General features: G+C 71.8%; 11 protein-coding genes and 1 pseudogene. 5 read left to right on the forward strand and 7 right to left on the reverse strand.

The features are described 5' to 3' along the window. Positions 1 to 101: 101 nt before the first annotated feature. The 5 genes and pseudogenes from OG622_RS27790 to OG622_RS27810 form a co-directional block, all read right to left on the reverse strand. Positions 102 to 1,034 carry a virginiamycin B lyase gene (locus OG622_RS27790; protein ID WP_371579345.1) on the reverse strand — a complete coding sequence of 311 codons (933 nt, stop codon included), beginning with the start codon at positions 1,032 to 1,034 and terminating at the stop codon, positions 102 to 104. Between the two features lie 16 nt (positions 1,035 to 1,050). Continuing rightward, the gene (locus OG622_RS27795; protein ID WP_371579346.1) at positions 1,051 to 1,689 is read right to left on the reverse strand and encodes a GNAT family N-acetyltransferase; all 639 of its coding nucleotides are present in this window, start codon (positions 1,687 to 1,689) and stop codon (positions 1,051 to 1,053) included. A 350-nt stretch (positions 1,690 to 2,039) separates the two neighbouring features. Beyond that, the gene (locus OG622_RS27800; RefSeq protein WP_371579347.1) at positions 2,040 to 3,146 is read right to left on the reverse strand and encodes a serine hydrolase domain-containing protein; all 1,107 of its coding nucleotides are present in this window, start codon (positions 3,144 to 3,146) and stop codon (positions 2,040 to 2,042) included. A 166-nt stretch (positions 3,147 to 3,312) separates the two neighbouring features. Next, positions 3,313 to 3,438: pseudogene (locus OG622_RS27805) on the reverse strand (sigma factor); the annotation flags it as partial. A 51-nt stretch (positions 3,439 to 3,489) separates the two neighbouring features. Next, positions 3,490 to 3,912 carry a nitroreductase/quinone reductase family protein gene (locus OG622_RS27810; RefSeq protein ID WP_371579348.1) on the reverse strand — a complete coding sequence of 141 codons (423 nt, stop codon included), beginning with the start codon at positions 3,910 to 3,912 and terminating at the stop codon, positions 3,490 to 3,492. A 74-nt stretch (positions 3,913 to 3,986) separates the two neighbouring features. Here OG622_RS27810 and OG622_RS27815 point away from each other — a divergent pair, with 74 nt between their 5' ends. Further along, the gene (locus OG622_RS27815) at positions 3,987 to 4,898 is read left to right on the forward strand and encodes an endonuclease/exonuclease/phosphatase family protein (RefSeq protein ID WP_371579349.1); all 912 of its coding nucleotides are present in this window, start codon (positions 3,987 to 3,989) and stop codon (positions 4,896 to 4,898) included. A gap of 23 nt (positions 4,899 to 4,921) precedes the next feature. Here OG622_RS27815 and OG622_RS27820 read toward each other — a convergent pair whose 3' ends face one another. Further along, positions 4,922 to 5,779, reverse strand: coding sequence for an SAM-dependent methyltransferase (locus tag OG622_RS27820; protein WP_371579350.1), 858 nt, complete (start codon positions 5,777 to 5,779; stop codon positions 4,922 to 4,924). 217 nt (positions 5,780 to 5,996) lie between these two features. Beyond that, positions 5,997 to 7,538 carry a CehA/McbA family metallohydrolase gene (locus OG622_RS27825; RefSeq protein ID WP_371584240.1) on the reverse strand — a complete coding sequence of 514 codons (1,542 nt, stop codon included), beginning with the start codon at positions 7,536 to 7,538 and terminating at the stop codon, positions 5,997 to 5,999. Between the two features lie 54 nt (positions 7,539 to 7,592). On the opposite strand from OG622_RS27825, the gene OG622_RS27830 reads away from it, so the two are divergent. The 4 genes from OG622_RS27830 to OG622_RS27845 all read left to right on the forward strand — a co-directional run bounded on the left by OG622_RS27830 (position 7,593) and on the right by OG622_RS27845 (position 12,551). Then, positions 7,593 to 7,925 carry a hypothetical protein gene (locus tag OG622_RS27830; RefSeq protein WP_371579351.1) on the forward strand — a complete coding sequence of 111 codons (333 nt, stop codon included), beginning with the start codon at positions 7,593 to 7,595 and terminating at the stop codon, positions 7,923 to 7,925. Between the two features lie 15 nt (positions 7,926 to 7,940). After that, on the forward strand, positions 7,941 to 8,810 hold the full coding sequence (locus tag OG622_RS27835; RefSeq protein ID WP_371579352.1) for a serine hydrolase domain-containing protein: 870 nt from the start codon (positions 7,941 to 7,943) through the stop codon (positions 8,808 to 8,810). A gap of 137 nt (positions 8,811 to 8,947) precedes the next feature. After that, positions 8,948 to 9,805: an LLM class F420-dependent oxidoreductase gene (locus tag OG622_RS27840; protein WP_371579353.1), complete on the forward strand. Its 858-nt coding sequence runs from the start codon at positions 8,948 to 8,950 to the stop codon at positions 9,803 to 9,805. Between the two features lie 151 nt (positions 9,806 to 9,956). Continuing rightward, on the forward strand, positions 9,957 to 12,551 hold the full coding sequence (locus OG622_RS27845; protein WP_371579354.1) for a bifunctional FO biosynthesis protein CofGH: 2,595 nt from the start codon (positions 9,957 to 9,959) through the stop codon (positions 12,549 to 12,551). Positions 12,552 to 12,581: the final 30 nt, after the last annotated feature.

Here is a 12,581-nt window from a genome sequence, read left to right on the forward strand (position 1 = left end):
GGAGGGAGAGGCCCGAACCTTCCTCGAAGCCGCTGACCGCGCCTGAGAAGTGCACCTCCGCGCAGGCCCGCCCACCCCGCGACTCCATCCTGCCGGTAACCCTATGAGCGATCAGCGGCCACAGCCGTTACGCGGGCCACGGAGCCGATCTCAAGAGCCGTCCACATCGAGCCGTCCGGCCCCAGCGCGATGCCGTGGGGCTCCGAGGAGGGGGTCGGCAGATCATGTTCCTGGATGGTGTGGTGACGGCTGTCGTAGACGATCCGGCCCACGCGGTTCGCGCCCCATTCGGTGAACCAGCAGCCGCCGTCGATGCCGGGGTCGGCGACGATGGCGTGCGGGCGGGACTCGGGGTCCGGGAGGGGGAACTCGTCGATCTTCCCGGCCGGTGTGATCCGCCCGATCTGCCCGGCCCCGATCTCGACGAACCAGATGGCCCCGTCACCACCTGCGGTGATGCCCACGGGACCGGCGGCCGGCGTCGGCAGCGGGTGGACCGTGACCTCTCCGTCCAGCGTGATGGCGCCGATCGCGTTCGCCCGGTTCATCGTGAACCACAGTCGGCCGTCCGGCCCGGCGGCGATGGCCGACGGAAACGCTCCGGAGAGCGGGAGCGGGAACTCGTCGACCTCACCCTCGGTCGTGATCCGCCCGATCCGGTCGGCCTCCGCCTCCGTGAACCACAGCGCGTCATCAGGACCGACCGCGATCCCGAACGGACCGGCATTCGGCGTCGACAAGGGGAAGGACGCGACCTCTCCGGCCGTACTGATCCGCCCGATCCGATGCCCCAGGAACTCCGTGAACCACAGCGCGCTGTCCGGCCCGGCCGTGATGACCGACGGTCCGCCGGACGTCGATCCGAGCGCGTACGACGTGGTCTCACCGTCGGGCGAGAGCCTGCCGATGCGCCCGGCGTGGACCAGCGTGAACCACAGCGCGCCGTCCGGTCCGGCGGTGATCCCGTACGGCCCCGCCTTGGCGTCGGAGACGGGGAACTCCGTGATGGACACGGTCGGCGGTCGAGAAGGCATGGTTTCGGGTCCCCGTTCAGTGGCTGTCGGCTGTCGTTGTACGAGCTAGGCGGGCCTCCAGCGCCGTCCGGCAGTCCGGCCACTCCGTCGCCGTGATCGAGAAGATCGCGGAGTCGCGGAGGCGGCCGTCCTCCCCCGGTGCCCAGGAGCGGGACCAGTTCCGCAGTACGCCCTCGAAGCGGGCGCCCACCCCTTCGATCGCCGCCCTCGAACGCCCGTTGCGCGCATCCGTCTTCAGGTCGACGCGGGCCACGCCCCACTGCTCGAAGGCATGCCGGAACAGCAGGTACTTGGCCTCGGTGTTCAGCCCCGTTCCCTGGGCCGACGCCGCGAGCCAGGTGTAGCCCACCTCGATGGCGCACAGCCCGCCGTCCCCCGTCGGCCACAGCCGCGGATCCAAGTAGGCCGTGGCCCCGACCGCCCGCCCCGACGCCCGCTCGACCTGTGCGTAAGGGGCCAACTGCCCGGCGGCGGCACGGGTGAGCTGAGCGTCGACGTACGCCTCGACCTCGGCCGCCCTGGGCACCCACGTGAACCGGTACGAACCCCGGTCCTCCTCCGCCGCCACGGCCAGATCCGCCGCGTGGCGGTGATCCAACGGCTCCAGACGCACTCGCGTGCCCTCCAGAACCGGCCCTTCAAGCGTGAAACTCATCTGCCGCCCATGCCAATCGAATACGGGTACAGCGTTCATGCAGCCTTCGTTCCCAGGGTGCTCCGGGGTGCTCCGGGAGCATTCCGGAGGGCGTGCGTGGTCATGCGACCCCGCTAGGGCTCCGACGGCACAGCGTTCCAGAGCGCTCGTGTCGTGTCGCGTGAATTCCGGGCGGGGAGGAGCTGATGACGGTCGGCGTGGCGCGGGCGAACGTGGCGGATCTCGTCGCTCACGCGGCCCGGGAGGGAGTTCGTGTTCGTGGCGTGTCGGCCATCGGCGGTTTGACTGATTCGGCCCTTTTGCTTGTTTTTATGGAACGGGCACAGTCGTCATCATGGATGGACGGATCGTCAGTCGGCGAGCGCGGTGCCGACGATCGCCTTGATGTGCGCGAGGTCCGAGCCCGTCCCCGTGGGGTTCAGGGAGTACACCACGCGGTGTCTGAGGTCTCGGGTGGCGAAGAACCCGTTGTCCCAGCCGGGGCGAGAACCTGTCTTGCCCCATGCGTACTCGCCGCTGGGGAGCTGATAGCGCATGAGCCCGCCGACGCTGTAGCAGGCTTCCGGGCCGAAGCAGTTCGTGTTGGTGGCGGCGCTTCTCGCCTTCGGGACGTCGAACACCAGCCTTTGCTGGGCGGGCGGGAGCAGGCGACCCCGGAACAGCGCTGTCAGGAAGCGGTCGAGGTCGGCGGCGGTGGAAATCATGCCGCCTTCGGCCCATGGATACGGGCTCTGCTCGGTCACGTTCCGCCCGCCGACGTACACCTGTGCGTGGGGCGAGGGGATCGTCGTGTCGTCGGCGGCGGGCAGGCTGGTGTGGCGCAGGCGCAGCGGCTGTGTGATCCGGCGCTCCAGTTCGTGGGCGAAGCGGTGACCGGTGACCCTCTCGACGATCAGGCCGAGGACGAGGGAGTTGAGCCCGTTGTACTGCTGCTCGGAGCCGGGGGCGGGTGGCGCGTCCGTGGCTGCGGCGAACGAGTCGCGGAGGCCGTCCTGGGGTGTCACCGCCTTCAGCCACCATCCGGTTCCGTCGGCCGGCCCGGGTGTCGCGGCGGGCTTGGGCAGGCCACTCGTGTGGTCGAGGAGCTGGCGTACGGTGACGCGGTCGTACGCGCCGGGCATCAGCCCGGGGACATACCGCCGCGCCGGTGCGTCAAGGTCGATCCGGTGCTCGGCAACGAGCTGTAGCACCACCGTGTTGGTGAACACTTTGGTGACACTGCCGATCCGGAAATACGCGTCAGCGGAGACCGGACCGGCAGCGGCCCCCACGCCGTCCCGTCTGACCAGCGCGCCCGCTACGACGTCGTCGGGCAGGCGGTCGAGGACATCCTGGACAGCGGGGTTCGCGGGAGCCGGGGCGCGGGAAGCAGCGATGGCGGCGGCCGCGGGCAGCGCCGCGCCGACGCTGAGAGCGGTGGTCAGGAAGAGGGCGGTGACGGCGCGGCGGATACGCATCGAGGTTTCTCCGAAGGGGCGTCGACGGGCGGTGGGGACAACGTCAACTTTGCGGCAGCGGAGCGCCGTTGCCATCAGTGATCACCCTGATCGGAACCCTGGGTCGTCCCGGAGAGAGGCGACCTGGTTCTGCCGCCTGCGGCCGACGGCTTGGGCCACCGACCCTCTTCAACCAGGCCTCCTGAACGGCGTCGTCCGCCTCTCTGAGCGAGCCCGGCATCCGGTGGGCCACCGCCCGCAGATGGGAGCGGTGCTCCTCGAAGCCCCCGGCCAGAAATTCTGTCTCGCTCACCTGTCACACGCTCGCGTCGCGATCCATCAGTGCGGTGACTCGGTCAGACCACTAGCCGCGCAGGTCCACCCGTACCGTCAGCAACCCCGACCCCAGTACCCGTACCGCCGCGCTGTTCATGCGAGGCAGGGTGCGCAGGCGGGCCACCGGGTCGTCGTCCGGGACGAGGTGGGCCGTGCCCTCGTGCCAGCGGCCCCGGAGGCGGACGCGGACCGAGGGGTCGGCCTTGATGTTGCGGATGTAGTGGGACTTCTCGCCGTACTCGGAGACCAGCCAGAACGTGTCACCGACGCGACGGCCGCCGATAGGGGTGCGGCGGGGGAGGCCGGAGGTGCGGCCGGTGGTCTCCAGGAGGGTCTGGATCGGTACGCGGCGCAGGACCGGGTTGGCGACGCGGCGCTGGAGGGCCGTGACGACGCGTTGCTTGAGCCCGGCGTGTTCCGGATGGTTCGCGTGCTCCGCACTGCGGGACATCGGCGTGGTTCTCCTCGAAGTGTGGGAGGTACGGACTACAGGATCGGGTACGGGGCGAAGGCGGTGGGTGGCCGGTGCGGGTCGTGACGTGGAATCTGTGGTGGAGGTTCGGGCCGTGGCAGGAGCGGCAGAAGGCGATCCTCGCCGTGCTGCGTGAACTGCGGCCCGACGTGGTCGGATTGCAGGAGGTCTGGCAGTGGGACGGGGAGAACGGGAACGGCGGGGGCAGCGGGGCGAATCTGGCCGGGTGGCTCGCCGGGGAACTCGGTCTGCACTGGGCCTGGGGCGCGTACGGCGACGCCGCGCGCTGGCAGCGGCGGATCGGGGACCCGGGCGTCGGGATCGGTAACGCCGTGCTGAGCCGGTGGCCCGTGTTGGAACGGGACTCCATCGGGCTGCCGACGGGAGAGGGCGGCAGCGCACGCGGCGCCCTCTACGCCCTCCTCGACGCCCCCGGCGCGCCCGTCCCCTTCTTTACCACTCACCTCAGCTCCGCCACCGACGCGTCCGCCGTGCGCTGCCGCCAGGTCACCGCGCTGGCCGAGTTCGTGGCCCGCCACCGGGACCGGGGCGCCCATCCGCCGGTGATCACCGGGGACTTCAACGCCTGGCCGGATTCCGACGAGGTCCGGCTCTTCGGCGGCTACAGGACCGCGCCCGCCGTGCCCGGACAGTGCTTCTTCGACGTCTGGGAGTACGCCGAGCCGGGCACGCCGTCGGCCACCTGGGACATGGCGAACCCCTACGTCGCCGGGACGTTCGGGCCGAGCGTGCGGATCGACTACATCCACGTCGGACCGCCGGGGCCCGGCGGAATCGGGCACGTGCGCGCCGTACGGAGGGCGGGCGACGCCCCCGTCGACGGCGTATGGCCCTCCGACCACATGGCCGTCGTGGCCGACTTGGCGGAGGCCGGGGCGGACACGGTGGCGGACAGGGCGGACACGGTGGAGGCCGGGGTGGCGGACGGGGCCGGGGCACACTGAAAACCCCCGGCCGCCCACGTGCCCTACGGCTTCCTGCCCAGCCCCCCGTGCTGCCCGATCGGCTTCGGCTGCGGCTTCGGCTCGCCCGCGCCCGCGCCCGCGGCATCCGTGGCGTCCGGGCGCCACAGCGGTACGGAGACGATGCCGGGGTCGACCAGGTCGAGGCCGTCGAAGTAGCCGGTGATCTGGTCGATGGGGCGCAGGAAGTACGGGACGGCGCCGGTCTCGTTGTAGGCGTCCTGCGCGTGCTCGTACTCGGGGTCGGTGCCCCGGGAGCCCTCGTTGATGTTGAGGTAGCTGCCGGAGGGGAGGCCGGCGAGGAGGCGGCGGACGATGTCGCGGGCCTCCTCGTAGTCGCCGACGTGGCCCAGGATGCCGCTGAGGATCAGAGCCGTCGGCCGGGACAGGTCCAGCGTCCCGGCGGCTGCCTCCAGGATGCGGTCCGTGTCGTAGAGGCTGGCGTCGACGTACGCCGTGGCGCCCTCGGGTGAGGAGTAGAGCAGCGCGCGGGCGTGCGCGAGGACCATCGGGTCGTTGTCGACGTAGACGATCCTCGCCTCCGGCGCGCTGCGCTGGGCGACCTGGTGGGTGTTGTCGGCGGTGGGCAGGCCGGTGCCGACGTCCAGGAACTGCCGGACGCCCTCCACCTCCACCAGGTGCCGGATGCTGCGCCGCAGATACGCGCGGCTGCTGCGCGCGATGGTCACGATGCCGGGGAAGGCGCCGGCGTACGCGTCGCCGGCCGCCTCGTCCACCGGGTAGTTGTCCTTGCCGCCCAGCCAGTAGTTCCAGATGCGGGCGGAGGCGGGCACCGAAGTGTCGACCTTCTCCTTCGCCGCCGGAGCCGCCGCCGGGTCGGGCGTGGTCGCGTGATCGGTCATGGGCGCCGTCTCCTCCGCCGTACAGGTGCGTCCACGCGAACGGACGTAGCCGTACAGACGCACGTGATGTGTCGAGTCAAACCTAAGGCCCAACACAGCTATTTCGTACGCGGGTTCCCCCTACGGCCGCCCGACCTTCCAGCTGGCTGCAATCGCCGCCCTCTCGCCGCACCGCCGCCGTCCTGTCGCCGACCGGGACAGCCGCCGCGTCGCCGCCCTACCGCCGCCCGAGGAAGATCGGGTTCGTGAAGGCCGCCAGCGGCCCCGGGAAGCCCGGCACGATCGGCGGCCTGCGGACCTCGGCACGTACGTACGCCGCGTACGAGGCCGTCGTACGCCATTCCGCCGAACCGGTGCCGGACTCCGGCAGCGCGGCCGAGGTGAACAGCGTGCCCTGGTCGGTGACGAGGCGAAGGGTGCAGCCGGCGGAGCCCGTCGCCCGCAGCCGGACGGTGACCGGGGTGTCCGGTGCCACCTTCAGCCGCTCACCGATGCCCGCGTGCTCGCCGCGCGCCCCGGACGCGGTGAAGGACACGGACACGTCCTTGGACTCGGCGACGTACGAGCGGCCGGCCCGCAGGCCATCCTGGATGGCCTCCCTGGTCAGGTCGTCGGCGAGGACGACCGTCTGGGGGCGGCCGACGGGGTCGGGGTCGCGATGGGCGTCACTGTTGCCCATCGCCGGGATCCAGCCGCGGCCCTCCTTCACGGACGCCACGAGCATGCCGTCCCAGTCGGCGAGCGCCACCTCGTCCTCCGGTGAGTACGCGCCGTTCCACACCTCCACCGCGTCCGCCTCGCCGAAGCCGAACTTCCAGTTGCAGCCGATGCAGGTGGCGTGTGGGTGGGCCGGGACGACCAGGCCCCCGGCGCGGCGGATCTGCCGGGCGTACTTGCCGAACCGGTTGTCCCGGGCCCGGTACCGCCAGTCGACGAACGTCCCCGGGTCGATGCCGAGCGCCACCACGTGACCGTTGCGCGTGGTCACCTCCTCGCCCAGCAGAATGAGGAGGTCGTCACCCGCGTGCTCGGCCCAGTGGGCGTGCGCGGACGGGGTGTTGTGCTCCGAGCTGTTGATGAAGTCCAGGCCCGCCGCGCGCGCCAGCGCCGCCAGCTCGGCGAGCGTACGGCGGCCGTCGGAGTACCAGGAGTGCAGATGGCAGTCGCCCCGGTACCAGGCCCGGCCCCGCCCCTTGGCCCGTTCCGGCGGGTACACCGGCCGTACCGCCGTGGCCGGCGTGCCGTACGTGAGGGTGATCGTGATCTCGTACGGCAGCCCGTCCGGCGCCACCGTGTACGGGCCCAGCGCGATGTGCCAGGTGCCGGGGCGGACCGGGCCCGGGAGGTAGCCCGGGGTCGCCTCGTCCGTCCGGATGAAGAACTCCGTGCGGGCACCGCCCGACCAGCCCCGGAAGCCCGTGCCGCCGAGTTCCGTGCCGCGCTCGTCGAAGACACCGATGTCGAGCGCGTTGCCCATGGTGCCCGCCGGGACGGTTGGCCTCTCGTAGCTGTACGAGACCTTCAACTCCCGTACGCCCGAGGGTACTTCGACCGGCAGATACACGAAGTCGGGGGAGCCGGTGGGGAGGGTCCCCCGGATGGTCTTCGTCTCCTGGTCGCCGTCAGCGGCCTCGGCGCCGCTCGTCCCAAAGGTCACGCTTCCCAACGTAAGCGCGGCCGCCGCCGACGTCACGAACAGCGCGCGCCTTCCGAGTCCGTTCCCGTTCCCGTTCCCGTCACCGTGGTGGTCGTCGCACATGCTGCTGCTCCCCAGGTCGGTCGTGAGTGACATGGCATGGGTGGTGCGGGGGTGGTGCGTGCCACCTTCCTATGCGGTGGTGAACTGTGGGACAAGGGAGGGAAATCGCCGATCGCCGGTTTTCCATCGATCGCGTTCTTCATCGGACTGACGGGCTTCGCGCTGACCGTGATCGCCTGCGATCTCGTCTTCCTGTCCGGCCCTCTCGACCGGGCGGTCGCCTCGGTCCGCGTCCGCCTCGCCCGAGGGCGGAGGACCACCGGGGAACCGGCGACTCCGGCCGCGAAGCCGCCGGGGGACTCCGCCGGGGAACCGGCAACGGCCGTACGGGAGTCCGCTGTGAGCGGGACGAGCGGCGAGACCTCCCCCCACCCCGAACTCGTCTGACAGGAGAGACACAACGTGCGGACACCGACCTGCCTGCTGGGTGGAGCCGGCATCACCGACCGGGTCGCCCACGGCCACGACGCGGACCGCTTCGTGGAGATCGGCTCCCTCACCAAGGTGCTCACGGGAACCGTCCTCGCCCGGCTGGCGGCGGAGGGGGACGTCGGGTTCGACACCCCGCTGGAGGAGTGTGTCGACGACGTGCCGAGAGGGACGGGCATCACCCTCCGGCATCTCGCCGAGCACACCTCGGGTCTGCCCCGCCTGCCCGCCGGGCCCACCGGCCCCCCGGACGATCCGTACGCCGGCTTCACGGAGACGGTTCTGCGGGAGTCGCTGCGCGATCTGGACCGGCTGGCGGCCGGACGGCTGGGGGAGGAGGAGTACTCCAACCTCGGCTACGCCGTGCTCGGGTACGCGCTCACGACCGCGACGGGACGTTCGTACCAGCAACTGGTCGACAGCTGCGTCCTGTTGCCGCTCGGGCTGGAGGCGGGCGCGGTGACGGCGTGTCCGCCGGAGGAGCTCCGCCTCGTACCGCGCGATCTGTTCGGCCGGCCCCGCCCGCTGTGGACGCTCACCGGGCCGATCCTGTCGGCCGGCGGCCTGTGGTCCACCTGCCGGACGCTGGCGCACCTCCTGGTCGCCCTGCTCGTCGAACGCGGGCTCGGTGACCCGGCGCCCTCCTGGCAGCGCGGTCCCTCGATCCGGTGGCACAACGGCGCCACCCGGGGCTCGTCCGTCATGGCCGCCGCGCACGACGACGGCCGGTGGATCCTCCTCCACCGCCTCGGCGACGGGGCCCGCACGGACAGTCTCGCGAAGCAGACCCTCCTCGCGGCGGTCCCGCCGCGGGACGGACCGGACACGCGGGGCGCGTCGTGACGTTCACCCGGCTGTTGTGGGCTCAAGGACCACTTCACCGGCACCCGGCTCTGTTCGTCATACGCCGACCGGCCGGCTCTCCTCAGTGCCGACCGGTCGGTATGGACATCCCCTTCCCGAGCCGCTAGAGATGACACATGCGCATCTCCGTGACGATCTTCCTCACCGACGAGACGATCACCCCGACCCGCCTCGCCCGCGAGCTGGAGCAACGCGGCTTCGCGGGGCTCTACCTCCCCGAGCACACGCACATCCCCGTCGAGCGGACGACCCCGTACCCGGCCGGCGGGGACCTGCCGCGCGAGTACGGCCGCACCCTCGACCCCTTCGTGGCGCTCGGCCAGGCCGCCGCCGTCACCGAGCGGCTGGGCCTCGGCACGGGCATCACGCTGGTCGCCCAGCACGACCCGATCGACCTCGCGAAGCAGATCGCGACCGTGGACCACCTCTCCGGCGGCCGCCTCACCCTCGGCCTCGGCTACGGCTGGAACGTCGAGGAGGCCGCCGACCACGGGGTCGCGTGGCGTACCCGGCGGGAGCTGGTGCGGGACCGGATGGCGCTGATGCGGGCGCTGTGGGCGGAGGAGCCGACGGCGTACGAGGGGGAGTTCGGGAGCGTCCGGGCGAGTTCCGCGTACCCCAAGCCGGTGCAGAAGCCGCGGGGGCCGGTGGTCGGGCCGCGCACGCTGATCGGTGGGGCCGCGGGGCCCAAGCTGTTCGCGCACATCGCCGAGTACGCGGACGGGTGGCTGCCGATCGGGGGACGGGGACTGGGAGAGGCCCTGCCGGTGCTGCGGGCGGCGTGGGCGGACGCGGGGCGCGACCCGGCGGCGCTGCAGGTGGTGCCGTACGCGGTGCAGCCGAGTGCGGGGAAGCTGGCGTACTACGCGGAGTTGGGGATCGAGGAGGCTGTGGTGCAACTGCCTCCGGCGGGGGAGGGCGAGGTGCTCGGGCTGTTGGACGAGTACGGGGTGTTCTTGGGGGACGGCGCCTGACAGGCTCGGGCCCACGGGGTGCGTCGGCGGGTGCGCGCCCGGTGGGGGCGCGAGCAACCACGACGCACCCGCACCCGCCGACGCACCCGGACCCCCGAGCTATCAGGCGCCCGGCCCCATGACGGAGCCAAGCCGCTCGTATGCTCGACGGATGACGACTTCCGCGATCTCTGGAACCGGCTCCACCGGCCCGACCGAGAACTCCATGCGGCGTGCGCTCAAACGTGCCCGGGACGGTGTGGCGCTCGATGTGACCGAGGCGGCGGTGCTGCTGCAGGCGCGCGGCGCGGATCTGGAGGATCTGGCCGCGTCGGCGGCGCGAGTACGGGACGTGGGCCTCCAGGAGGCGGGCCGGCCCGGTGTCATCACGTACTCGAAGAGCGTCTTCATCCCGCTCACCCGGCTGTGCCGGGACAAGTGCCACTACTGCACGTTCGTCACCGTGCCGGGCAAGCTGCGCCGGGCCGGGCACGGGATGTTCATGTCGCCGGACGAGGTGCTGGACGTGGCCCGCAAGGGGGCCGCGCTCGGCTGCAAGGAAGCGCTGATCACGCTCGGCGACAAGCCGGAGGACCGCTGGCCGGAGGCGCGCGAGTGGCTCGACGCGCACGGCTACGACGACACGATCGCGTACGTCCGGGCCATCTCGATCCGCATCCTGGAGGAGACGGGGCTGCTGCCCCATCTGAATCCGGGTGTGATGTCGTGGACGGACTTCCAGCGGCTCAAGCCGGTGGCCCCCTCCATGGGCATGATGCTGGAGACGACGGCGACGCGGCTGTGGTCCGAGCCGGGCGGCCCGCACCACGGCTCGCCCGACAAGGAGCCGGCGGTCCGGCTGCGGGTCCTGGAGGACGCGGGCCGGTCCTCCGTCCCCTTCACGTCCGGTGTCCTCATCGGGATCGGGGAGACGTACGAGGAGCGCGCGGAGTCGCTCTTCGCGCTCCGGAAGGTCGCCCGCTCCTACCACGGCGTCCAGGAACTGATCATCCAGAACTTCCGCGCCAAGCCGGACACCGCGATGCGCGGCATGCCGGACGCGGAGCTGGACGAGCTGGTCGCCACGGTGGCCGTCGCCCGGCACCTCATGGGCCCGTCGGGCTGTGTCCAGGCCCCGCCGAACCTCGTCGACAGCGAGTACGAGCGGCTGATCGGCGCCGGGATCGACGACTGGGGCGGGGTGTCCCCGCTCACCATCGACCATGTGAACCCCGAGCGCCCCTGGCCGCAGATCGAGGAACTCACCGAGCGGTCCCGCGCCGCAGGCTTCGAGCTGCGGGAACGCCTGTGCGTGTACCCGGAGTTCGTCTCGCGCGGCGAGCCCTGGCTGGACCCGCGCCTCCTGCCGCACGTACGGGCGCTGGCCGACCCGGAGACCGGGCTCGCGCGCCCGGACGCCGTGGTGGAGGGGCACCCGTGGCAGGAGCCCGAGGAGGTGTTCGTCGCCGCCGGCCGTACGGATCTGCACACCTCGATCGACACCGAGGGCCGTACCGGCGATCGCCGGGAGGACTTCGACTCCGTCTACGGCGACTGGGGCGCCCTGCGCGAGGCGGCGGCGCCCGGCATGGTGCCCGAGCGCATCGACACGGACGTACGGGCGGCCCTCGCCACGGCGGCGGACGACCCCACGAAGCTGTCCGACGCCGAGGCGCTGGCCCTGCTGCACGCGGACGGTCCGGCGCTGGACGCGCTGTGCGGGATCGCGGACGACGTGCGGAGGGCGGCCGTGGGTGACGACGTCACGTACATCGTCACGCGGAACATCAACTTCACGAACGTCTGCTACACCGGCTGCCGCTTCTGCGCCTTCGCGCAGCGCCGCACGGACGCCGACGCGTACACGCTCTCCCTCGACCAGGTCGCCGACCGGGCCCAGCAGGCGTGGGACCTCGGCGCGGTCGAGGTCTGTATGCAGGGCGGCATCCACCCCGACCTGCCGGGGACGGCTTACTTCGACATCGCGAAGGCGGTGAAGTCCCGTGTGCCCGGCATGCACGTGCACGCCTTCTCCCCGATGGAGGTGGTGAACGGCGCGACCCGGACCGGCATGTCGATCCGCGAGTGGCTGACGGCCGCGAAGGAGGCGGGCCTCGACTCCGTCCCCGGCACGGCGGCGGAGATCCTGGACGACGAGGTCCGCTGGGTCCTGACCAAGGGCAAACTGCCGACCGCCACCTGGATCGAGGTGATCTCCACCGCCCACGAGCTGGGCATCCGCTCCTCCTCGACGATGATGTACGGCCACGTCGACCAGCCCCGCCACTGGCTGGGCCACCTCCGCACCCTCGCCGGCATCCAGCAGCGCACCGGCGGTTTCACGGAGTTCGTGACGCTCCCCTTCATCCACACCAACGCGCCGGTGTACCTGGCCGGCATCTCCCGCCCCGGCCCGACGATGCGCGACAACCGCGCGGTCACCGCCATGGCCCGCCTCCTCCTCCACCCCCACATCCCCAACATCCAGACCAGCTGGGTCAAGCTCGGCGCGGAGGGCGCGGCCGAAATGCTCCGCTCGGGCGCGAACGACCTGGGCGGCACCCTGATGGAGGAGACGATCTCCCGCATGGCGGGCTCCTCCTACGGCTCCTACAAGTCGGTCAAGGACCTGATCGCGGTCGCCGAGGCGGCCGGCCGCCCGGCCAGGCCCCGTACGACGCTGTACGGCGAGGTCCCGGAGGAACGGCAACGGGCGGCGGCGGTGTCGGACGGGCATCTGCCGGAGCTGCTGCCTGTGCTGGACTGACGGCTGCGGCGAGCGGGTCGGAAAACCCTT

This window comes from Streptomyces sp. NBC_01314, assembly GCF_041435215.1.
Lineage (GTDB): Bacteria > Actinomycetota > Actinomycetes > Streptomycetales > Streptomycetaceae > Streptomyces.